Annotated in this window: 22 protein-coding genes and 1 pseudogene; 21 read left to right on the plus strand and 2 right to left on the minus strand. The window is 69.5% G+C overall.

Features of this window, described 5'->3' with window-relative positions:
- The 4 genes and pseudogenes from ACWD0A_RS27460 to ACWD0A_RS27475 form a co-directional block, all read left to right on the plus strand.
- Nucleotides 1-210: pseudogene (locus ACWD0A_RS27460) on the plus strand (IS21 family transposase); the annotation flags it as partial.
- Nucleotides 207-965 (plus strand): IS21-like element helper ATPase IstB, encoded by a 759-nt coding sequence (gene istB / locus ACWD0A_RS27465; RefSeq protein ID WP_451302319.1) that lies wholly within the window; start codon nucleotides 207-209, stop codon nucleotides 963-965. The pseudogene ACWD0A_RS27460 and the gene istB, both read left to right, overlap by 4 nt.
- 334 nt (nucleotides 966-1,299) lie before the next feature.
- Nucleotides 1,300-2,103: a class I SAM-dependent methyltransferase gene (locus tag ACWD0A_RS27470; RefSeq protein ID WP_451302321.1), complete on the plus strand. Its 804-nt coding sequence runs from the start codon at nucleotides 1,300-1,302 to the stop codon at nucleotides 2,101-2,103.
- A 255-nt stretch (nucleotides 2,104-2,358) separates the two neighbouring features.
- Nucleotides 2,359-2,637: a hypothetical protein gene (locus ACWD0A_RS27475; protein WP_451302323.1), complete on the plus strand. Its 279-nt coding sequence runs from the start codon at nucleotides 2,359-2,361 to the stop codon at nucleotides 2,635-2,637.
- Nucleotides 2,638-2,664: 27 nt separating this feature from the next.
- On the opposite strand, the gene ACWD0A_RS27480 is transcribed toward ACWD0A_RS27475, so the two are convergent.
- On the minus strand, nucleotides 2,665-3,516 hold the full coding sequence (locus ACWD0A_RS27480; RefSeq protein ID WP_451302325.1) for an aminoglycoside phosphotransferase family protein: 852 nt from the start codon (nucleotides 3,514-3,516) through the stop codon (nucleotides 2,665-2,667).
- Between the two features lie 23 nt (nucleotides 3,517-3,539).
- A complete protein-coding gene (locus ACWD0A_RS27485; protein ID WP_451302327.1) occupies nucleotides 3,540-4,943 on the minus strand; it encodes a helix-turn-helix domain-containing protein in 1,404 nt (467 codons plus the stop codon).
- Between the two features lie 161 nt (nucleotides 4,944-5,104).
- On the opposite strand from ACWD0A_RS27485, the gene ACWD0A_RS27490 reads away from it, so the two are divergent.
- From ACWD0A_RS27490 to ACWD0A_RS27570, 17 genes are all read left to right on the plus strand, one after another.
- Entirely contained in the window at nucleotides 5,105-5,614 is a 510-nt protein-coding gene (locus ACWD0A_RS27490) for an ATP-binding protein (protein WP_451302329.1), read from the plus strand.
- Complete coding sequence (locus ACWD0A_RS27495; protein WP_451302331.1) at nucleotides 5,611-6,009, plus strand: DUF6415 family natural product biosynthesis protein; 399 nt, start codon at nucleotides 5,611-5,613, stop codon at nucleotides 6,007-6,009. The genes ACWD0A_RS27490 and ACWD0A_RS27495 overlap by 4 nt, the downstream gene beginning before the upstream one ends.
- A 131-nt stretch (nucleotides 6,010-6,140) precedes the next feature.
- The gene (locus ACWD0A_RS27500; RefSeq protein ID WP_451302333.1) at nucleotides 6,141-6,341 is read left to right on the plus strand and encodes a DUF5999 family protein; all 201 of its coding nucleotides are present in this window, start codon (nucleotides 6,141-6,143) and stop codon (nucleotides 6,339-6,341) included.
- A complete protein-coding gene (locus tag ACWD0A_RS27505; RefSeq protein WP_451302335.1) occupies nucleotides 6,338-7,036 on the plus strand; it encodes a hypothetical protein in 699 nt (232 codons plus the stop codon). The genes ACWD0A_RS27500 and ACWD0A_RS27505 overlap by 4 nt, the downstream gene beginning before the upstream one ends.
- A 232-nt stretch (nucleotides 7,037-7,268) precedes the next feature.
- Entirely contained in the window at nucleotides 7,269-8,474 is a 1,206-nt protein-coding gene (gene fxlM / locus ACWD0A_RS27510; RefSeq protein ID WP_451302337.1) for a methyltransferase, FxLD system, read from the plus strand.
- Between the two features lie 67 nt (nucleotides 8,475-8,541).
- Nucleotides 8,542-8,724 carry an FxLD family lanthipeptide gene (locus ACWD0A_RS27515; RefSeq protein ID WP_451302339.1) on the plus strand — a complete coding sequence of 61 codons (183 nt, stop codon included), beginning with the start codon at nucleotides 8,542-8,544 and terminating at the stop codon, nucleotides 8,722-8,724.
- Nucleotides 8,725-8,806: 82 nt separating this feature from the next.
- Complete coding sequence (locus ACWD0A_RS27520; RefSeq protein ID WP_451302341.1) at nucleotides 8,807-11,716, plus strand: lantibiotic dehydratase; 2,910 nt, start codon at nucleotides 8,807-8,809, stop codon at nucleotides 11,714-11,716.
- Nucleotides 11,713-12,954: a lanthionine synthetase C family protein gene (locus ACWD0A_RS27525; protein ID WP_451302343.1), complete on the plus strand. Its 1,242-nt coding sequence runs from the start codon at nucleotides 11,713-11,715 to the stop codon at nucleotides 12,952-12,954. The genes ACWD0A_RS27520 and ACWD0A_RS27525 overlap by 4 nt, the downstream gene beginning before the upstream one ends.
- Nucleotides 12,955-12,973: 19 nt before the next feature.
- Nucleotides 12,974-13,804 carry a thiopeptide-type bacteriocin biosynthesis protein gene (locus ACWD0A_RS27530; RefSeq protein ID WP_451302345.1) on the plus strand — a complete coding sequence of 277 codons (831 nt, stop codon included), beginning with the start codon at nucleotides 12,974-12,976 and terminating at the stop codon, nucleotides 13,802-13,804.
- On the plus strand, nucleotides 13,788-14,945 hold the full coding sequence (locus tag ACWD0A_RS27535) for a hypothetical protein (RefSeq protein WP_451302347.1): 1,158 nt from the start codon (nucleotides 13,788-13,790) through the stop codon (nucleotides 14,943-14,945). The genes ACWD0A_RS27530 and ACWD0A_RS27535 overlap by 17 nt, the downstream gene beginning before the upstream one ends.
- 272 nt (nucleotides 14,946-15,217) lie before the next feature.
- Nucleotides 15,218-17,107: an ABC transporter ATP-binding protein gene (locus tag ACWD0A_RS27540; protein ID WP_451302349.1), complete on the plus strand. Its 1,890-nt coding sequence runs from the start codon at nucleotides 15,218-15,220 to the stop codon at nucleotides 17,105-17,107.
- A gap of 138 nt (nucleotides 17,108-17,245) precedes the next feature.
- The gene (locus tag ACWD0A_RS27545; RefSeq protein ID WP_451302351.1) at nucleotides 17,246-18,130 is read left to right on the plus strand and encodes a phosphotransferase; all 885 of its coding nucleotides are present in this window, start codon (nucleotides 17,246-17,248) and stop codon (nucleotides 18,128-18,130) included.
- Nucleotides 18,127-18,603: an NUDIX domain-containing protein gene (locus ACWD0A_RS27550; RefSeq protein WP_451302353.1), complete on the plus strand. Its 477-nt coding sequence runs from the start codon at nucleotides 18,127-18,129 to the stop codon at nucleotides 18,601-18,603. Before ACWD0A_RS27545 ends, ACWD0A_RS27550 begins: the two co-directional genes overlap by 4 nt.
- Nucleotides 18,604-18,855: 252 nt before the next feature.
- The gene (locus ACWD0A_RS27555; RefSeq protein WP_451302355.1) at nucleotides 18,856-19,566 is read left to right on the plus strand and encodes a class I SAM-dependent methyltransferase; all 711 of its coding nucleotides are present in this window, start codon (nucleotides 18,856-18,858) and stop codon (nucleotides 19,564-19,566) included.
- Nucleotides 19,567-19,911: 345 nt separating this feature from the next.
- The gene (locus tag ACWD0A_RS27560) at nucleotides 19,912-20,388 is read left to right on the plus strand and encodes a hypothetical protein (protein ID WP_451302357.1); all 477 of its coding nucleotides are present in this window, start codon (nucleotides 19,912-19,914) and stop codon (nucleotides 20,386-20,388) included.
- 288 nt (nucleotides 20,389-20,676) lie between these two features.
- Complete coding sequence (locus ACWD0A_RS27565) at nucleotides 20,677-21,237, plus strand: hypothetical protein (protein ID WP_356625287.1); 561 nt, start codon at nucleotides 20,677-20,679, stop codon at nucleotides 21,235-21,237.
- 131 nt (nucleotides 21,238-21,368) lie between these two features.
- Nucleotides 21,369-22,313, plus strand: a complete 945-nt coding sequence (locus ACWD0A_RS27570; protein ID WP_451302359.1) for an AAA family ATPase — start codon at nucleotides 21,369-21,371, stop codon at nucleotides 22,311-22,313.
- The last annotated feature ends 199 nt before the right edge of the window (nucleotides 22,314-22,512 follow it).

Here is a 22,512-nt window from a genome sequence, read left to right on the forward strand (position 1 = left end):
GCGGTTGGCGACCCGTCCTACCGCACCATCAAGGGCATCCTCATCGCTGGCACCGAAACCGACCCCGAGCCCGAGACCAGCGGTGATGCCGGGGCTGCCGCCTTCCTGCACGGCCCCGCCCGGCTCTTCGCCACCGTCGCGACCCCCGACGCGACGGATGACGACCACGACGATCAGGTGCACGACGAAGCCGAGGTGGAAGGCCGATGACCGTGATGGACGCCGCCCTGCGGGAGTCGCTCAAGGCCCTGCGACTGTCAGGCATGCTGGAGACCCTCGACGCTCGCCTCGCCCAGGCCCACGGAGGCGAGCTCGGCCACCTCGACTTCCTCCAGGTCCTCTGTCAGGACGAGATCACCCGCCGGGAGACCGTCGCGTTCCAACGGCGCTTGCAGCGGGCTAAGTTCGAGCAGCAGGTCACCCTGGAGGAGTTCGACTTCACCGCCTCCTCGAAACTGCCCGCCGCCCAGATCCGCGACCTGGGAGCCCTGCGCTGGCTCCACGCCGGCGAATCGGTCATCCTCTTCGGCCCCGTCGGCGTCGGCAAGACCCACATCGCCCAGGCCCTCGGCCACCTCGCCGTCCGCCAGGGCGCCCACGTCCGCTTCGCCAAGACCAGCCGCATCCTCGCTGACCTCGCCGGCGGCCACGCGGACCGCACATGGGAGAAACGGATCCGTGAACTCGTCCGCCCTGACGTCCTCATCCTCGACGACTTCGCCATGCGCCAGCTGTCCGCGGCCCAGGCCGACGACCTCTATGAGCTCGTCTCCGAGCGGCAGGGACGCTCGCTGATCATCACCAGCAACAGGGCGCCCAGCGACTGGTATCCCCTCTTCCCTAACCCCGTCGTCGCCGAGTCTCTCCTGGACCGGCTCATCAACACCAGCCATCAGGTGATCATGAACGGGCCTAGCTACCGCCCGAACAAGCGGCCCAGGAACCCCACCGACAAGACCAAATAGGAAAAACCGGTGGACGGATACGTGGCAGTAGAGGCGCTCCCTGGCGGCCCTTCATCCGGACGCGGCGTTTCGGCAATCAGTTTGGATGGCTGTGTCTAAAGCGCTCCGCAGTGAACGCGCGCTTGCCGGCCGCGGTCCCCATCGTGGCCGTTGGGGCGCCGGTGGAGTGGGGACCTGCGTCGGTGCGGCGTGTCGCGGTTTCCCACGAAATCCGGTGGAGTCTCAGCGGCCGGAACTGGTTGGGTCCTCCTCAATGCTTCGCTGACACGGCCCGGCACAGTGCGAGGCGCAAGGTCCGAATCGCAGGCGCGGTCTAGCCGCGTGTCGTCGAGTGATGGAGGTTATCGCGGTGGCTGGTTATGGGGCGCTTTCCGACGTATACGAGTGGCTGATCGGGGACGACAGGTTGACCCCCGCCAAGGCAGCCGCGGTTTACTACAGCAATGTCGTGGGCTCTCTGCCGCCCAACGCGCGCGTCCTCGACTGCGCGTGTGGAACCGGCCAGCTCGCCGTCGGTCTCGCGAGTCTTGGCCTTGACGTGGTCGCCGCAGACGCCAGTGATGGGATGGTTCGCCGGACCGAGAAGGCTGCCGACGAGCAGGGTGTCTCGCTTCGAGCCCTCCGCGCGAGCTGGGACGAGCTGCCCGACCACCTGGAGGACTCCACGTTCGATCTGGTGTTCTGCGTCGGCAATTCGCTCGGGCACGCCAAGGGCGCAGCCGGGCGCCTGACCGCACTGGACGCGATGTCGCGGCTGCTGAATTCGGGCGGACGCCTTGTGCTCCACTCACGCAACTGGGAGCTCGTGCGCTCCGCCGGCTCACGGGTAGACGTCCGCGATCGACTCATCCGCCGCAACGACCGCGATGCGGTCGTCAGCTACTACTGGCAGATCGAGCAGCACTGGGAGCAGGAACACTTCCTCGAGATCGTGGTCGCCCAGATCGAGCCGGATGGGGCAGTGCGAGCCTGCTCGGAGCGGTTGTCCATCTGGCCCTACCGGTACGAGGACCTCGTGGCACAGTTGCGGAGCGTCGGGCTCACGGTGCAGTCCACCACCTTCGACCCCGAGAGCGATGGATACCTGGTGGTCGCCAGCCGCGACCAGGCGCGAGGCACGTCTGAGCCGGCGCGCTGATCCGCCTTTCGTCGTCGTTGCCGACCTGCCAGCTCGCGACCGCCTGCAGCGCTTCGCGAAGTGTTCAGCGCTTGAAGCGGTTGCTGCGGGTGCGGTCCTCACCTTGCATCTGACCTGCTCAACCTGAGGTTGGAAACAGCTCACGGTCTGCCTCACCGTCAGCTCACGTCAGTAGCTGGGGAATTACGTGAACTTCCGCCTGGGGAATTTCGCGGTCGTCCACAGATGCTTCTCGAGGCTTGCGCCGTCGCGTACTTGGGTTCCCACGATGGCCGCCGCGGCTGGTGGCTGCACTACACCCGGCGTGTCGAGAGCGGGGAGGACGGGGACGTACAGCACGTCCTCACGCTCATCGCCCCTTGCGCCTGCGGCACCTACCTCGCGGCGGAACTCGCCGACGAGAATGCGCTGGTCCTGATGCTCGACGAGCTCGACACTCGGCCAGGCGCACCTGTCGACTGCGACTACCGGCTGCGGATCCGTTCGAGCAGCTACGCCGATCACTCGCACACGAGCGTGGAGCCAGCCTTCTAGGGCCGCACTTGAACGCCAGCACGCTGCCTACGCGATGCCTCGCCAGTGCCACGGCCGCGGTCCGAGACGCCCGCGCAGGCAGTCAACGCGGTGCTGCGCCTGAGCACGCCATTCAGGGCGAGTTGCGGCGTGCTGGGCGGCGTAGGTGACCATGCGCAATTCGCGGATCGAGGCGAAGAGTTCGTACCCGCTCCAAGCGGTGACGTCGGCGCCGTAGGCATGGCAGAAGTCGGCGTATTCGGCAGCAGTGACGGCTCCGGTGGTGGTGAGCTTCACGGCGGTGGACACCAGGTCCCATTCGGGCGGTCCGAGGGAGAACCGCTCGAGGTCCAGCATCACCGGGCCGGTCGCGGTTCGCACGAAGTTGCCGGCCCACGCGTCTCCGTGAACGGCGGACGCGGCCATGCCCGTCGGCCGGTGTCTCCACTGCTCGAGCAGGACCGCTCGTCTTTCGTGGAGCCACAGCCTGTCGTCTTCGTGGAGGGTGGCTGCCGCGTCGATGCGTTCGGCGATCCTTACGAAGGGGTCCAGGGTGCCGATGTCGAAGTCCGGTGCGGGGAGGCTGTGCAGGCGCTTCAGGACACTGGCGATGTCCAGCGGGCTCCCCGGCTCATGAGGCGGCAGCTCATTCCAGAACGTTACCGGCCGGCCGCGCACGAACTGGGGTTGCGGTACGTCATGAACTCGCACGGCAGGAACTTCATGCTGAGCGAGCCAGGCCGCGACCTGTACCTCACGCTGGGCGGCTGCCGACTGGCCAGTTGGAGCGATCCGTACGATGAGGCCGCGGGGCAGTCGCCATATCTCGTTCTCGGCAAGTCGTACGGGGTCAGCGCCGGCTGCTTCAAGCCCGGCGGACGCGCAGGCCGCTTCGAGCACGTGACGGGAGGCGGCCGCTGTAGTCATGCCCGCACGGTAGCCGCGATCCGTTCCCTGAGGTCCATGGCGTCTTGAACCTTGGGATGCGCTCCGGCGAACCTACCGAGTTGTCGCAGGTCGTCTACGGCGCGCCGGGAGGTGAGGCGGCCGACTTCGTCGAGGGCGTCGTGCCCGATCCGGGCGGCCTGCCGCGGATCTCCCTTGGCCATCGTCAGGGCGGCCAGTTTGGTCCGGGAGATGGCGCGTGAGCGCCGAAAGGCCGGGTCGTGCCCCTGTACGGCGAGGGCGAACCGCTGTCCGGCCTTCCCAGGGTCTTGCCCGGCGAGGACCGCCAGGTCGAAGAGGGCGTGCGCGGTGTCGCCCGCGTGCTGTGCCTCGTCGTAATAGGCCATCCAGAGCGGGTCTTCAGCCGCGTTGCGGTCGGCGAACGCGTCGTCGGCCTGCCCGACAGCCGCCAGGGTGTTCTGGACATCTTTCATCTTGGCGAACGCTCGTGCCCGGGCGGTGTGCAGCATCGCCCGCTCGGTGGCCGTGAGCCGGTCGGACCGAACGAGGCCCTTCTCCGCATGCGTGAGGCCTTCGTCCGGCTCCCCCACCCAGACCGCCTGCCTGGCCAGGAACGAGTAGGTCTTGGCCCTCAAATGCCAGTCGCCGGCTTCTTCCGCGCACTCGGCGGCGAACCGCCATGTCCGGCGGGCGTCGTCGTGCGCGTAGGCGTCGAACGCGCTGGCCCCCACGACGATGCCCAGCCGCGCCACTGCGGCGAACAGTTCGGGCCGCAGGACGTCGGAACAGTCGGCGTAGAGCAGGCCGGCGGCCCACTGCATCGCACGACTGGAGACATCGCGGACCATCCCGCCGCCGCCGAAGGAGTTGTCCCAGCGGCTGATGCTGTTGGCGATGCCGAGCACCTGATCTATGTCCTGTGCCCGGATCGTCTGCGGTTGCTGCGCCGGTGTCGCGGGGGACACCAGCTGCACGAGGTCGGTGGGCACGAGCGCGGCGAGACCGCTTGCTTGAAGGAAGGAACGACGGTCCACAGGCACGGGGCTCCCGGTCAGAGGTGCTGATGTGTCTCTGCTCAGGATGCGGTCTTCGGCAACTGGTTTGGGGTCCTTCACGGGGCGTTCGTCTTGCTTATCGGCATCGGCGCGCTTCTTGTCGGCATCAGATCCGAAGGCCATGGGCCACGCGCGCGCGAAGACGCCGCCGGTGTCCAGGACGGTGTCGAGCTGGAGCGCGAGCGCCTGCTGGCAACTCGGGTACCTGCCCTTCTCGACAGCGAGGATGACATCGTCGCTGACCTGCACTAAATGTCCCAGCTGCCGGGCCGAGAGGCCTTCTTGCTTTCGCCGGTGGCGCAGTTCGCAGCCGAACCAGGCTTGGGGTGATTGCGCGGGATCGAGCTTCTTCTCCGGCTGTGGCATGAGCGCCCCCGACGTCGTGATGCCGATATCTCACGGTGTCGGCATCAGGCACTGCACGAGCACGGCCCGTGCTGCCTCAATGGTTGCTGAACGGTTCGTACCCAGTACACACCGCTACCGGACCCCGACGATGAGGTTCGGACAGACCGAACGGAACTGCGATGCCCACTCCCCTCACTGCTTCCACAGTGACCGGTGCCGCCGCGCGAGCCGTCACGGCAAGCGTTCCCGGACAGCTCGACATGAGTCTGGACGTGACGCCCGACGCCGTCTCCTCAGTTCGTCGCATCGTTGCCGCACACCTGGAGCTATGGGGACCTCCGATGAACACCCTCATGGAGCGGGCAGAGCTCGCCGTCAGCGAGTTGTTGACCAACGTGCACGACCACACCCCGCCTGACCGGCACGGTCGGCGCCCGGCAAAGCTCCTCGTACAGCGGCTCCCAGGCGGGCTGTGCGTGAATGTTCGCGACACCGACCCGCGCCGGCCGGCAGCGCAGCATCCAACTGCAGACGACGAGAGCGGCCGCGGGCTGCTCCTCCTGCAGGCCATCGCCGACGACTACGGCGTCTCTCCCCACCCGGCTGGCAAGGACGTGTGGGTCAACCTCCTGATCGCCCATTGCGAGCCGGCCGACGACCGGCCGGAGAGCGGATGGAGTGTCCGATGAACTCGACGGTCACGGCAGCGCCGCGGTGGGAGGCCCCCTGGCAGGCCGACACCTTGTTACGAGCGCTCACCGCACTGCGGCGAACCGATCCCCGCGTGCCCGATGCAGTTTTCGACGACCTCAACCAGGTCCTGGAGGAGCACGCGCCTCCAGACGAGCTGGTCGACGTCCTCATCGAGCGCCTCAGCAGCGCACTAGGTCATCTCGTCCGCGTGGCCATCGACGCCGACCCGGCCGCCGCTGCTCACCCGCTGGTCGCACGTGCGCAGGAGCTGACCGCTGTGCAGGCAGGAGAAGCCCGTGTGTCTCTGGGCGGTCTCCGGCATCTCGCGTGGGCCACGCACGACCTCCTCGAAGCACTTGTCGAGGCCAACTACGTTCGGCTGTCCGACTGACGCCGAATAGGCGCTTCTGCTGCCAGACCAAAGCAGGCGCCCACCAGCCCCCTCCTCGACCGGTCGGGTTCCGAACCCCCGCGGATCGACCGGTCGAGGAGGGCAACCCTCAGCCGAAACGGGAGTACGCGATGTGCACGCATGAACATCCCTGTCCGTCAGCCACGGGATCTGACCGTGAAGCGGCACACGTTGTGCAGAGTGACGAGACACTCGGGTGGTCGCTGTTGTGCAACGGACTCGTCGTCTTCGACACCTCTGGCGCACAGGTACCGCAGGGCTGCGTCGTTCGGCCAAGCCGCGCAACGCCGACCACACGCCCAGCCGCATGAGCACTCGCAGCACGGTGGGCGCAGGCCCCAGGCAGTTCTCCTGGCGCGGACTGCGCGTCCCCTGGATCGCCCCCTGGACCAGGGAGCAGCCCCTGGTCGCGGCCATCGTTCCGGGGATCGGCTCCAGAGGCCGGGGTATCGGTTACGCCGACGAAGACGACCGCACCGATCGCCGCAACGGCGCGCTGTGGGTGAGAGTTCCGTCGGCACGCGGCATCGGAGGCCCGCAGCTCGCCAGCGTGCATGCGCTGCGACAGCGTCAGGCGATGCACCACATGCTGTGCCAAGTCTGCGGCCGACCTGCCAGGCAGCCGGATGGCCGGCACCTCTTCCTCATGCGTGACAAGGCGGCCCGACCGATCGCCGAAGGCGAGAAGACGGCAGTTCCGCCCATTCACCGCGACTGTGCTATCGAGGCCGCGCAGGACTGTCCTCATCTGCGGAAGGGACACGTGGCGGCGCTGGTGGACTACGCCCCTGCGTGGGGCGTCGCCGGCATCGTGTACGACCCGAAGGCTCTGCTGCCGCTCCCCGGCCAGGACGACCAGGACCTGACTTTCGTGGCCTACGACGATGAGCGGCTGCCATGGACTCTGGCCGCCCGGGACGTCGTCGTCCTGCATGGCTGCACACCGGTCGACGTGAGCGAGCTCGTAGCTGCGGGCGCCCTGACTAGCAACGGGGCTGCCGTGTGAGGCCCGGCAGGCCGCAGTGGGGAGGAGTCCTCTCCCCATTGGCTCTTCCCACACGCCCAACTTGTTCCAGAGGAGGAAGAACGTTCAGTTCCAGTCGAACTCCAGCAGCTACCCCGCGCTGCAGCGCGTAGCCGCCCCCAAGAAGCGGGGTCGTGGCTAGCGTCCTCGCTGACCACCGTGCCGAGCTGCGCTGCCGCAAGCACCAACCTCCCAAACAGAAGTAGGTAATCGGATGACTGCCATTGACGACTCGACGGTCCGCGATCCCGACGTACTGCGTGCGGACATGGTTCGCGCCCTCCGCGAGCAGGACGGGATCAAGTCCGAGCCCGTCGCCGCTGCTTTTGCCGCAGTGCCGCGGCACCGGTTCGCGCCGGACGCGCCTGTTGCGCTTGCCTACGACCTGCACCGCACCGTGCCGGTCAAGAAGGACGAACACGGACTGGACATCAGCGTCATGTCCGCTGCCCACCTCCAGGCCGTGATGCTGGAGCAGGCTGGCATCGAGCCCGGCATGAAGGTCCTGGAGATCGGCTCCGGCGGCGTCAACGCGGCGTATCTGCAGGAACTCGTCGGCAGTGAGGGCGACGTCACCACCGTCGACATCGATCGGGACATCATCGACCGTGCGCGCCTGTGCCTGGACGACGCCGGATACACCCAGGTGAAGACCGTCGTCGCTGATGGCGAGAGCGGCGTCCCCGACGGCGCCCCGTACGACCGGATCATCGTCACCGCGGCCGCGTGGGACATCCCCCCGTCGTGGATCGACGGACTCGCCGAGATGGGCCGGCTCGTCGTCCCGCTGACCGTGTGCGGCACGACCCGCTCGATCGCCTTCGACCGCGACGGTGAAGGCCTGATCAGCCGCTCCTACGGCCTGGCGCATTTCGTGCCGATGCAGGGCGAAGGCGCTGCCGAGGAACGCAAGGCGATGCTGCGGAACGGCATCGCCCTGCAGACCGACGACGTCCGAGTGCCCCTCAACGGCCAAGCGCTGGACCGCGCCCTCGACACCGCGCGGCTGGAGCGCTGGTCGGGCGCGGCCTACGACCTGCCCGACGAGCTGGAGCTGTACCTCACGCTCAACCTGTCCAGCGTGGCCCGGCTGCACGCGGACCAGGAGGTCATCGAGCGCGGGCTCGTCGAAGCCTCCGCCCGGCTGGGCGTGCCCGCCCTCGTCAGCGACGACAGCATCGCCTACCGCACCCGCCGGGAGAACGGGGACACCGGCGGCTTCGAGAGCGGCGTGATCGCCCACGGCCCACATGCGGAAATCCTCGCCGAGGAGTATGTGAGCCTCCTCCGCCGCTGGGCCGCCGACCATCGCCGCCGGGGAGCCGCGACGTTCCGGTACCTGCCGGGCCCCGCCCCCTCCCCCCTGCCCCAGGACGCCGTACTGCGACGCCACGGCATCGTCACGGCCACCTGGCACTGAGACTCCCGGGCCCCGTTGTGGGGATCCGGGCCGTGCACCATCAACCAACTGCCCCAAGGAGGCACGCATGACCGTTCAGATGGATCGCCCGGTTGCGCCCGCGCAGCCGGCCGCCGAGCAGCAGGACCTCGCCGGCTTCGACCTGGACATCACCATCGTCGAGGGCGGCCCGGCCGCGGACCAGCTCATCCGCCTGACGAGCGACGGCTGTAACTCCACGTGCGCGACCGCGTGCGTGAGCTGCCCGTAGCAGCACCGAACCAGTTCACAGCAGTGCCCGGCCGCGTCCGCTTCAGGGCGCGGCCGGGCACCGCGCAGCCACAGGAGGGCGTGTGTATCGCTACGTTGACGCAGCAGCGGTCCGGGCATCCGCGCAGAGCCCCGACCGCCAGACACTCTGGCCGGACCTGACCGGCCCGTCCGCGAACACGGCATCGTGGCGGGTCTGGCTTCGACTGACCTGGTCGGAGGACTTCGCCGCCGCCGTCACAGCCGCCAGTCCGGACCTCGCAACACGGGTGGACCAGATCTGTGCCGGCCGGTCGGTGCCGGAGCCCGTCGTACGCCGCACGGTGCTCTCCGTCCTGCGGTACCTGCTGCGTGCCCGTACGCGCGCCACTCCGTTCGGGCTGTTCGCCGGAGTCGCGGCCGCGCGAATAGGCGCCGTGGCCGCGCTGCGAGTGAGTTCCGAGCGCATGGCCGTCGCCGGACCTGACGCTGCACGCATCGCGGCCCTCGTCGACCGGTTCGAGGAACACGAAGGCCTGCGGCCCCACTTGATGCTGCTGGCCTCGAGCCTCGCCCTCGAACGCGACGGCCACGTCGTGATCGAGCATCGCGCGAGCGGCACGTCCGGCAAAGGCCCGGAGCACGTGCAGATCCGACTGACGGCGCCGGTCCGCGAAGCCCTGGATGGAGCCCGGACTCCGGTCCTGTGGAGCGACCTCGCCGCCAAGCTGTCCGCTGCCTTCCCGGCCGCGACGCCCGCCGCGGTCGACAAGCTTCTCGCGGGCTTGGTCGAGCAGCGGGTCCTGCTCACCAGTCTCCGCCCTGGGATGACGGTCACCGACCCGCTCGCCTTCCTCCTCGGACATGCGCAGCACCTGGCGCCCGCCGAGGTAGCGGAGTTACGTGGAATCCCTAGGCCGGCGCTGGGCTTGCGGGTGGGCTGGGACCTGACCGTCCCGGAGTCGGTTGCCCTGGAGGCGGCAGCCGCAGCGAAGGCACTCACCCGCCTCGCGCCCCGTGCGGCGTTGACCGGCTGGGCCGACTGGCACAGCCGGTTTCTTGAGCGGTACGGGCCGCGGGCGGTCGTTCCTGTCGTGGACGCCATCGATGCGCTCGGGTACCCGTCCGGCTACCTCGGGTCCACGACCGCGCCGGCGTCCTCGCCGCTGCCTGACCGCGACGGCCGACTCATCAAGCTCGCCCACACCGCCGGGATGCAGGGCCGCCTTGAAGTGGAGCTCGACGACGCTGCGTTGGAGGAGCTGGCGACCACCGATCCTGGCCACCCCGTGCAGCCGAGTACCGAGCTGACCATCCGCATCGACGCCGCGAGCGTTCCCGCCCTCCAGAAGGGTGAGTTCACTCTGCACGTCGTCGGGGTGGCACGATCGGCGAGAGCGACCACCGGCCGCTTCCTGGGCCTGCTGGACGACGAGGACCGCCGCCGTATGACCGCTGTGTACGCCGGACTGCCCGGGGTGCATCACGGTGCGCTCGTCGCGCAGATCAGCTCCACCCCGCTGTCCTTACGTGCGGAGAACGTCGCGCGCGCCCCGCAGGCGACCGAACTGGTGATCTCGCTCGGCGACTACCAGAGCCCGGAGACCAAGGTCGTCCCCGTGACGGACCTTGCGGTCACCGCCGACGCCGAACGGCTGCACCTGGTCTCACTCTCCCGCCGCCGCCCCGTGCACACCTTGCTGCTCAACGCAGTGGACCTCGGCCACCACTCCCATCCGCTGGCCCGGTTCCTGGCCGAGGCACCCGTCGCGCTGGCCGTCCCCTGCACGGGATTCATGTGGGGAAGCGCCGCCTCCAACCTGCCGTTCCTGCCGGCACTCCGCTACCGGCAGACGATCCTGTCCCCGGCCCGTTGGCTCCTCGACCGCGACGACCTGCCCGCCACGTCGACGCCGTGGCCTCAATGGGACGAGGCCCTGACGCGATGGTGCCGCGACGTACGCCTGCCCGAACGGGTGTACCTGAGCGAGGCCGACCAGTGCATGGCCCTCGACCTGACGGAGCCCTCACACCGGGCCCTGCTCCGCACGCACCTGGACCGCGACGGCAAGGTGACGCTCCGCCCCGCGCCCGGGCCCAGGGACCTGGGATGGACCGGCGGCCGCGCCCACGAAGTCGTCATCCCCCTGGCCGCAGCAGCCCAATCAGTCGCCCCCGTCCGGACAGCGGGCTACGCCGTCTCCCGCGAGCACGGCCACCTGCCCGGCTGCGACAACCGCATCTACCTCCAGCTCCACGGACATCGTGACCGGCAGAACCCGCTCTTGACCCGGCACCTGCCGACCCTGCTCGCGGAACTGGATGACCGCCGATGGTGGTTCGTCCGCTACCAAGACCCCGAGGACCACCTTCGCGTTCGTCTGACCTGCGCGCCCGGCACCCTCGGCACTGTCTTCGAGCACATCGGGGAGTGGGCTCGCCGGCTCCGGCGCCAGGGCCTGATCACTCACGCCAGCGTGGAGACCTACCACCCGGAGACCGCGCGGTTCGGCGGCCCCACCGCACTCGACGCGGCCGAGCGGTACTTCGCCGCCGACTCCTCCGCCGCTCTGGCCCAACTCGCCGCTCAAACCCGCACGGGCGCGCCGAACCCCCGCGCGGTGACGGCCGCAAGCATGGTGGACATCACCACCGGCCTTCTCGGCGACCGCGCCGCGGCGATGAACTGGCTCATCGAGCACACCCGCACGGACCCGGCCGCTCCGCCCCGCGCCGTCTATCGCCAAGCCGTCGACCTGGTGAACGCACCCCGTGCCGGCCTGGACAAGGCGGTCAATGCGGCCTGGTCAGCGCGGCGCGAGGCACTGGCCGTCTACCGCCACGCGCTCTCAGAGGCGGACACGAACCCAGACGACATGCTGCCGGACCTACTGCACCTCCACCACGTCCGGATGCACGGGCCGGGACTGCCCGAGGAACGCACACACCTGCACCTGGCCAGAGCCGCCGCCCTGAGCTGGACGGCCCGAGCAAGGAGGACAAGGACACCGTGACCACCGCAGCTCCCACCACCGCGCTGTCGACCGCCGACCAGTTGGCCCACGCCCTGGCCGACCCGCACACCGTGTGGCCCGGCGGCCGACCCAGCGGCGGCCGCGCCTGGCCGCAGTCGCTCGCCGGAGGCGCCTCCGGCATCGCCCTGCTGCACATCGAGCGCGCCCGGGCCGGCCGCGGCGACTGGGACACCGCGCACACCTGGCTGGCCGCGGCCGTGCACGGCGAAGTAAGCGCAGCGGCGAACGCGAACCTGTACTTCGGTGCTCCGGCCCTCGCCTTCATCACGCACCTCGCGGCCGGCGCATCGAGCCGGTACCTGCGCGTCCTGGAGCGCCTGGGCGAGGCGACCCTCACCGTCACCCGGACCCGCCTGGCCGCCGCCCACCGGCGCATCGACCACGCCGAGCGTCCACCCATGGAAGAGTTCGACCTGATCCAAGGCCTGTCCGGGCTGGCCGCCTACCACCTGAGCCGACACCCGCACCACGAGATCACCCGTGACGTCCTGTCCTACCTGGTACGCCTGACCGAACCTCTGCCCGATCCGGCCGGGCTGCCGCCGTGGTGGATGAACGTCGGACCGACCGGTGCACCCAGCGCCGACTACCTCCAGGGCCACGGGAACTTCGGACTCTCCCACGGCATCGGCTCCACCCTGTCCGTACTGTCACAGTCCCTGCTGCGCGACCTGGCCGTACCCGGCATGGTCGACGCGGTCAAACGGATCTGCGCCTGGATGGACCAGTGGCGCCAAGGAGATGAAGCCGGACCATGGTGGCCGGGGCTGATCTCGAGGGAGCAGGCAAGCGACGGGCACGTCCATCCGGACCTTCGCCCCCGGCCCTCCTGGTGCTACGGCGTCAGCGGAACCGCCCGCGCCCAGCAGCTGGCCGGACTCGCCCTCCGCGACCCGGCACGCGTACAGGCAGCCGAGAGCGCGATCCTCACAACTCTGCGCGACCCGCTCCAACTCGACAATGTTCCCGAGATCGGCCTGTGCCACGGCACGGCCGGCTTGCTGCACGCCTCTTGGCGGATGGCCACCGAGACCGGCAACACCGCCATCACTGCGGAGCTGCCGATCCTGGCCAACCGCCTGATCACCACGCTCGACCAGGGCGGCCACGACCCGGAACTCCTCGACGGAGCCGCCGGAGCAGCCCTCGCCCTGCACACCCTCGGAACGGGCAGCGCGCCCGCACCGCACTGGGACACCTTCCTCGCACTGGCGTGAACACCCCCGGAGCCGCCTCATGAACTCATCCACCTGGCGCCAGGCCAATGTCGCCTTCCCGGACTGGGAGCGCGCCGAGACAATCGCCCTGGCCCACATCGCCCCGCTCCTGCGCACTGCGGAGGACGAAGGCGCCCTCACCGCGTGGTTCATCGTCCGTAAACGCCCGTGCTGGCGCGTGCGCTACCTGCCCGTCGCCGGCGCGCAGGACCGCCTCGGCCCGGGCCTGGACGCGGTGGTCGCCGAGAGGCACATCAGCGGATGGACGGAGATCATCTACGAACCCGAGGTCCACGCCTTCGGCGGCACCGAGGCCATGGCATCCGCGCACCGCCTCTTCCACCGCGACAGCCGCTGCCTGATCGACCACCTCGGCGGCGCCGCCGGCAGACACCGGCGCGAGCTATCCCTCATGCTGTGCAGCCTCCTGATGCGCTCCGCCGAACTCGACTGGTACGAGCAGGGCGACGTGTGGGCACGTGTCGCCGCCCACCGCGCAGTGCCCACCGGCGTCGCCCGGGACAGCATTGATCGACTGCAGGCTGCCGTGCACCGGCTCGTCTCCGTCAACGGGGAAGAACTCATGTGCACGGGCGGGAAACTGGCCCACGCTGCTGGATGGGCCCGGGCCTACACCGACGCCGGAGGGGACCTGGTCCGCCTCGCACATTCCGGGCAGCTTCGCCGCGGCCTGCGAGACGTCCTGGCCCATCACGTGCTCTTCGCCTGGAACCGGCTCGGCCTGCCCTATGACACGCAGGCCACCCTCGCAGTCGCCGCCAGGACAGCCATCTTGGGCCTCGACCCCACCATCGAGAGGAGCGCCGCCGACCGTGTGGAAACTCCCTGACGCCATCGCCCAGCGCTTCCCGCTCGTCGCCCGCCCCCGCCCCGCCTGCCTCCCTCTGCCACAGCGGGTGCATGCGCTGACCGAACTCGCCGACACCGCGGCGAGGCTCGGCGATCCGAGCGTGGCCTCCACGGTCTACAACCAGGCCGCGTTGATCGCTTCCGACGTAGGCACCCCGGACATCGCCCGCACGATGTGCCACGAGCATGCTGCTGCCTACCTGCACGCCGCCCCGCTCTCCGGCAAGGCCGCAATCCGCGCCCTCGAACCCGTCGTCAACCTCGCACGCCTGCACATCCGCGCCGGGCGAGCCGACGACGCCTTCCAGTACCTCGAGACACTGTTCGACGCCGTCACCACCGGCAGCGACGTCCAGGTCGAGGACATCGCCATACCCGCTGACCTCGTAGCCGCGGACGACCGCCAAGAGGTCCGTGCGTGGCTGTGGAGCGTCATCCTCACCGACGGGACTCGCGCCCTGACCGCTGCCGGCCGCTGGACCGAAGCCCTCGCCCACGTCGAGGCGCACCGCGGCATCGGACAGCGCATGCTCGACGGTCGCCAAGTCGCCGTCCTCGCCGCCCTCGCCGCGGGTGACCCGGACCGCGGCGCAACGCTCCTTGGGGACACCGTTCCCGGTGAACCACGGGAGCAGGCGGTGACAGCGTGCCTGACTGCACTGTGCCGGCGCGCTGCCGGGCAACCGGTCGACCGCAACGCACACGGGCTGGCGGACATCTACGCAGAGCTGGAGCCTGAACCAGGGATGGCCGTCTTCTACGCCCGGCTCGGACTGACGATCCTGGATGTCGCCGACAGCAGCGAGGAGCCCTCCGCGCGCCGGGTCGTCAATGAACTGCACCGCCGAGCGACGAAACTGAACGACGGATACGCCGCCCGGGAGAGCCTGACGCATTCCTTGTTCACCGCTCTCGCGAGTGACGGCCAGCAGAAGAATTGTCAGGACATCGTGGACGCTTGCTCGCTCGGTACAGGGAAGCTCCCCGACGAACTGCGTGACCAACTCTTCGCGGCGCTGCGTTCCAGCAGCCGCACGCTTCGGGAATGCGTTGCCCGTACGGAGTCGCGCCCCGCGCCCCGCATTCCGAGCGGCCGCACGATCGAGCAAGAACGATCTTGAAACCAGACCGCGGCCAGCGCCCGGACCCGGCCGGGTCGAGCGCGCCTCTGCGTTCGAGGGCGCCGGGCCCAGCTGAGGCGGCGTGGGCATCGGCGTTTCGGCCATTGGCCCGCTGAGTGGCATGCGTGCACGGCACGGGTCGGTGCATTGCCCACGCTCCGAATCTCCCGCAGTCATGCGGATTCGGTCGCGTCTGAAACACGTGTGTTCGATATTCCGCCCGCTGTCGTTGAGCTCCCGACAGCGTCCAATCGGCGATCCAGGGGGACCGGATGACCTCGGCAGAAGCCCGCAGCAAACAGAACGGCGCTCCTCCTCCACCGCCGCCTGCGGAGATCACTTACAGCGGGCAGTACTCCGTCAATCCGCTCGCCGAGGTCAGCTTCCGGCGGATGTGCGCGCAGATCCCGGCCGTCCTGGGCAGGATCGCCCGGCTGTCGTGGCGGACCGATCGACGCGCCGTGCAGATCCTCGTCGGCTGCCAGGTGGTCACAGGGATGGCGGCCGCCGTCTTGCTCGCCGCTACCGCTCGCGCCATGGAACCCGTCCTCGGTGAGGGGCCCCCCTCCGACCGGCTGCGCGGGGCCCTGCCCGCGCTGTTGGTGGTGGCGCTCGCCGCCGCGCTGGGCCGCGGCGCGGGAGCGGTGGCCACGTATGCGGAGCGGCGGATCACGCCCCGCCTGACCACGGAGACGGACAGCGCGCTGGTCGAGGCGGTGTGCCGGGTCGAAGCCGCGGCATATGCGGAGGCCGGGTTCTCGGACCGGCAGGAAGCGGCCGAGATGGGGGTGATCCGCACCCACGTGATGGTCACCGACTCTCAGCGGTTCCTGTCCGCGCTGATCCGCATGGTCACCGCCGGCGGTGTGCTGTCGGTGCTGAACGTGCTGATGCTGCCGCTGCTCCTCCTGGCGGTGCTGCCGGCCGGTGTCGGCGCCATCCTGACCGCCCGGGTCGATTACGAGATCCACTACGCCAATGTGTCCGACCGCAACGTGCGCGGCATGATGCGCTGGTGGGCAACCACGTCGAAGTACGGCGACGAGGTCCGCGCCAACTCGATGACCGATTACCTGGTGTTCTGGTACCGGGCACTGTCCGACCGGTGTGACCGGCGCACCCTGGCCGCCGCGCCGCGGACCCTGCGGATCGCTCTGCTCTCGGCGCTGGCCGGCGGTGTGTTTCTGGTCGCGACCTGGGGAGCCCTCGCGTGGCTCGCCGTGACCGGCCGGATCGAACTCGCGGTCGCCGCCACGGCCGTCATCGCCGTGCAGACCACGCTCGCCGCCCTCTCACAGGTCGTCATCAACGGGGCCGCCGTGTTCCACACCAGCCTGTACCTGAGCGACATGCAGTCCTTCCTCGACGACGCCTCCGCCCGCGCGCCCCGGCGCGGCCCCCGCGAGCTCACCGCGCCGGTCGAGGAGATCCGGCTCGAGGAGGTCGTCTACCAGTACCCCGGCAAGGACAAGCCCGCCGTGGACGGTGTCTCCCTCACGCTGGAGCGCGGCCAGATCCTCGCGATCGTCGGCGCGAACGGCTCGGGGAAGTCCACGCTCACCCGCCTGCTCACGGGGATCTACCTCCCGGACAAGGGGAAGGTCACGTGGAACGGCACCGACCTCGCCGACGCCGACCCCGCCACCGTCTGGTCGAACACCGGCCTGGTACCCCAGATCTTCGCCCAGTGGCCACTGCGGGTGCGCGAGAACATCACCCTCGGCCAGCCCCGCACCCACGACGACGCGCCGGTGTGGGAAGCCGTCGACGCGGTCGGCCTGCGCGAAGCCGTCGAGGAACTGCCCGCGGGCCTGGACACCCTCCTGGCCCGCGACGTCTTCGGCGGCTCGGAGCTCTCCGGCGGCCAGTGGCAGCGCGTCGCCTGCTCCAGGGCCCTGTACCGACGGCCCGAGCTGCTGATCCTCGACGAGCCCACCTCCCAGATGGACCCGCGTGGAGAGCACCAGATCTTCGAGCAGATCAAGGCCATCGCCGCAGACCGCATCACCATCGTGGTCACCCACCGCCTGGAGAACACACGGATCGCCGACCACATCGTCGTGATGGAGCACGGCCGGATCACCGAACAGGGCCGCTACGACGACCTCGTCCACTGCGGCGGAACTTTCGCCGAGCTGCTCGAGCTGTCCCAGGATCGCTGATCGCTTTCGCCCCACCCGTCCTGCCGCCCGGCGGGACGGGCGCCGCCAAGGAGGAGCCGTGCCCCCATCCCTCGCCGCTGTCGACGGCCGCGTGCCCCGTTCCTTGACCGCTTCGCGTCCGCGCGGCAGGTGCGCGGCGTGAGGCGGACGAAACCCTTGCCCGCGACGGTGCAGCGCTGGGCGGAGCAGCGGATCGGGCCCGTCGTGGCCGTACGCGACGCCTCACACGACTGGTACCGCTCCAAGGTGTGGGAACTGGAGGGCAGCGGTGCACCCCACTGGTATGTGAAGGTCTCGCCCAGCGAGAAGTTCTTCACCCGCGAGACCCGGGCCTACCGCCACATCGTCCCCGTGCTTGGCCACAGCCGGGCGCCTGACCTCGTCGACAGCCGTGCGGAGGACCTGGTCCTGCTCCTCACCGCGGTGCCCGGCGCACCGGCGCCGGGGCTCGCCTTGACCACCGGGGAGTGGCGGGCCGTGCACCGGCAGGCCGGCGTGCTGTGCGCCCGCCTCCACGAAGCCGGTGAACTCGACCGCTCTGACCGGACGGAGGCCGAGGCGTCCCTGAATGTCGCAGCCGAGGGAGCGGAGAAGTACCTGGCCCGTACCGGGGCTCGGCTCACCCCGGACGAGCAGCAGATGATCCGCGACCATGCCGCCCAGCTCCGCCGCGTCGGCCCGGTGCCCGTCGGTTACATCCACGGTGACAACCAGCCGCGGAACTGGCTGGTACCTCCGGCGGGGCTCGCGCTCGTCGACTTCGAGCACACGCGCCCGGCCGCCCGCGTGCAAGACCTCGTCATCCTCGCCGTGACCGAGTGGCTCGACCACCCCGACCGCGAGAAGGCGTTCTTCCAGGGGTACGGGCGGGACCTCACCTGCGCCGAGCGGCACGCGCTGCGCTGCCTGACCGCGCTGGACGCGGTCAACTGCCTGGCCTGGGGTCTGGACAACAACCACCCAGAAGTCACCGGCCGGGGCCGGCGGACCCTGGACCGGCTCATGAGGGAGAACAGGCCGTGAGCGACGCCCACCGCAGCATCGTCCACGTCATGGTGCTGCTCCAGCGCCCCAGTGACGGACGGGTGCTCACGGTCCGGCACCAGCCGAACTCCTGGCACTCACCCGGCCTGCTGACCCTGATCGGCGGTCGGCTCGAAGCCAGTGAGTTCTTCGACGAAGGCGCGGCACGCGAGCTCGCCGAGGAGACCGGCGTCCACATCGCACTGGACCGGCTTGAGTTCTGCCAGCTCACCCATCTCCACGCCGCGGACGGGGAACGGGTGACGGGCGTCGTGTTCCTCGCCAACAGCTGGGAGGGCGAGCCGTACAACCGGGAGCCAGGCACCCACAGCGAGCTGGTCTGGGTCCACCCCGCTGGCCCGCCCACCGACTGCCACCCCTTCACCCACGAGGTCCTGCGCCACTTCGCCGCCGGGCGCCGGTACGCCAACGTCGTCGCCCCGGAGCTGGCAGGCGGGGGTGAGGCGGGATGACGGTCGTTGCCCGGCCCCCGCGGACCTCCGCTTGGGCGATCCCGGCCTTCCGGAATCTGCTCGGCAGTGAGGCCGCGAGCCTGTCCGGGTCGGCGGTGAGCGCCATCGCCCTGCCCGCGTCACCAACCTCGGGATCACTCCTGCCGAGGTCGAAGCGCTCACCGCGGGCTGGTCCGCCGTCCGAACTGCCGATCTAAACGTTCTCCGTTGCTACGCACTCCGCCCCTGAACCACACACTCGAGGAGCAACCCGTGCTGGACATCGAAGAGCAGACCGCCACCGCCTGGAACCGCTACGGGGTTCACCACACGGCCCGGGGCACCAAGGTCCCTGACGTCGACCGTCTCGCCTGGGGGTACTGGCCCACGGGCCCCGCCGAGGAGGTGCTCGGCGACTTGGCGGACCGCCGCGTGCTGGACATCGGATCCGGTATCGGCAAGTACCCCGCCCACCTTGCCCGACTGGGATATCCCATTGATGCCGTCGAAGCATCACGCACTCAGCATGAGCGCGCCGTCGCTCGCTACAGCCGGCAGCCGGGCCTCCGGCTGATCCACTCCGATGCCGTCGTCCACCTGATGCAGGCGGAGCCGTACGACGTCGTCTACTCAATCCACGGCATTCCCTACATCGACCCGCACCGCCTGTTGCCGGCTTTGGTGCCGGCACTCAGGCAAGGCGGTCGGCTGGTCTTCTCTGCGTTGCACACGAACTCGAGCGGCCGACCTCCTTCGACGTCGGTTGTCGCCCGGCCAGAAATCCTGCCGTTGGCCGGCGGCGATCCGCTTTCTGTCCACATGTGGGTGCTCAGTCCCGATCTATGGGCGGGGCTGCTCGCCGAACAGGGCCTCGTCGTCGACCAGCTCGACGTCCTCACGGCTACCGAGGGCGACACAGCGCTGTCTTGCACCTTGATCCAGGCCCACCGCCCGTTGCCCCCTGCAGCGGAGCAGCTGCCGTAGGGCCAGACGCGCAACGGGCCGACGGGCACCAGCCCCTCGGCGGTCGTTGGCCCGCCCGCCCTGGTGGGCCAAGGTGAAGGCCCCGCGTACGGGGGGACGCGGGGCCTAGGGCGAACGTACATGAAGGGAGGCAAATCTGCGCGGAGATCGCGCTTTCTCCTGAATTGACGATCTTCCTGGCGTACCGACCTCCTCGCATCATCCGCGGCGACGGTTCCCGCCTCTTAAGACTTGCACGGTGCGCGAGAGGTCTGTACCGTCTTAAGAGCCGGCCTATGTTCAGCTCCGGCCACGAACAAGGACTCAAAGCGGGCAACCAGCAATCGGCACCGGGAGGTCCGGCGGATGAGCGCGAACATCGAGCTCGACAGGCACGCGGCCGCCGACGCCATCCGGGAGGCCCGCCTGCGGGATCCCCTGCGGACGCGTGTGATCCCTAACTTCACCCTGGGCAACGCCCGGGTTGCGATCGACACCCGGGGCCTGAAGGGTCCGGTTGGCGCCACGACTCTCGACTTCGGCATCACCGAGTTGCGCGCCGAACTCGGCCGGCGCCTGGCCACGGTCGAGGTCGTGGAGCTGTGCGAGGAGCAAGGCATCGGCCCGGCCGCACGGTTGGGCTGCGGCCGCAGCGGCTCCCGACCACGGCCGCGCCGGGTGGACGACCGCCTTCCCTTGCAGCGCAGGAGCGTGCGCTCTGAGAGGGTCCAGCCCCTCTCTCCAGGAACCGGGCGCGGCGGCGGCGAGCGCCGGCACCTGCAGTCAGGCGCCGGGCGCACCTTTCCGCCGACCGGACTGCGCGGCAAACAGTCGGTGGCCTGAGGCTGCTGACTCCCGAGCGGCCGCAATGCATGTCGCGCGTGGACGGTGGCCTGGTCGCCACTGCGAGTTCAGCCGCAGCGCTCGACCGTCGAGTAGCTGCGTTCACCGGTGGCCTACCGCCGCCTCGAGACCTCCAAGCGGCGAACTCATGCGGGCCGCCGGCCCGCTGCCGACCGCCCCGCCAGTCACTGCTACGGGGGCGGTCAGCCGAACCAAAAGGTGTAAAGCATCGCCCTGACTCACGTATCCTCATCCCCGACGCAAGCCTTAAGAGACAGGAAGTTTGACGTGACCAGTCCCGACGAGACGATTGACCTGAACAAGCGCACCGAACCCCTCAGCCTGAGCGACATCAGCCGAGCTCTCGGCCTAGCTTCGCGAAGCTCCGCCCAGAAGTGGCACAAGCCGCCGAAGCAGGCCGCGATGGGCGGCAAGGCGCCGACGAACAAGCCGGCCCTCCAGGCCGTCGCAGAGGCGATGGGTGTTCCGCTCGGCGCGGACGTTCTCGAGGGTTCGAAGCCGATGTACCCGGCGCAAGTCGTCCTCGCGCTCGGCAAGGCGCTCGGCTACCTCGATTCTGCCGGCCACATCGTGGAGGAGATCCGCAACAAGGGGCGAGGGCGCTGGCTGCCGGTCGCGCCGACCGTGGACCCGGCGACGCGGAAAAAGCGCGTCTACACCAATCACCTTGCGCAGAAGCTGGGCATCCGCAACGAGTCGATCGAGGTCGCCCTCAGCCGTGAGCGGTTCACCGAGCCTGACGGGACCGACGAGATCGGACGCAGCTTCTGGTGGGTTCCGACCGCCAATCGAATTCTCAAGGAGCACAACAAGACGGAGCGGTTCTGAGCTGCGGAAACAAGCGAATGATGGTATAGTTTTAAGAGTCATGAGGCGATGGTCTCGGCACCTATGCGCGGCTCGACTGCCGTGCCGGTGCTGGGGCCCGCCCGAGCACCCGACTGGTTCCCGGAGGAACCTTGACGGATACCATCACGCATCCGCAGCCGGACACGTCTGCCTCGCACGCCAGTCGCGACGAGCGCTTCCTCTTCACCGCGGCGGTCCGACACCAGCGGTACGCCCGGATCATGCTCGACGGAGCGCCCGGCGCCGGAACCACCTACACCGCACTCGCCCTGGCAACGTCGATCGGCAACCGCGTCGCCGTCATCGATACCCAGCGAGGCAAAGCGAAGGCTTACGCCGACGTCTTCCCTTTCGACGCGTGCCCGCCCCTGGCCTACTGCTCGCCGAGCACGCTGATCACCGCACTCGCCCACTGCGCCGACCAGGGCTACGACACCGTCGTGATCGCCACACTCAGCCACTTCTGGAGCGGTCCCGGCGGCGTCCTCGAACAGGTCGACCGTGCAGCCAAGCGCGGGGCGTCGGGCAGCTGGAGCGGTTGGAGGGAAGTGCGCCCCATCGAGCGGCACATGCTCGACGCCCTCCTCGGCTATCCCGGCCACGTTGTGGTCACGGTCCGCGACAAGCTGGAGTATCTCGCCGAGCCCGACGACACCGGCCGGATCACCCGCAGAATCGTCGGCCTCGCCCCGGTCGGCAGGGACGGCATGGAGTACGACTGGGACATCGTGGCCACGATGGACCACTCGCACACCCTCGTCGTCGTCAAGCCCCCGACCGATGACCTGTCCGGTTGCATCGAGCAGAAGCCGGGCGCACGATTCGCCGCCCGCATCAAGGCCTGGCTGGAACAGGGTGAACCCCTCCAGCCCCCTTCCGACCTGGCGCTCGAGGCCCTGCAGCCGGGAATGTCATTCGACGATCTCGCCGACCTCATGAACCGTGTGCGCCTGCGCCAGGCAGAAGGCCATCCCCTGCTGCTTCCCGACGGCTCCGGCACTACGCTCGGAGCCCACATCACCAAGCGCGGCAACGAACTTCGCCGCGACAACTGAGGGCGTCCCTCGTTTGTCGGGTGCCGCCGCATCCGAGCGCGTCACCCGACACCCGCGGTGACGCCCCTGCCCGCACATCACCGCACGGCCTGGCGTGCCTCCGCCCGGCCCCAAGCGTCACGCGGAAAGCGCGAGCGCACCGACGGCCAACTGCCGGGCCTGTGGGCACGGCAACGAGCCCGTCGCCTCGGACCTCTGC

This window comes from Streptomyces sp. NPDC002867 (genome assembly GCF_053591895.1).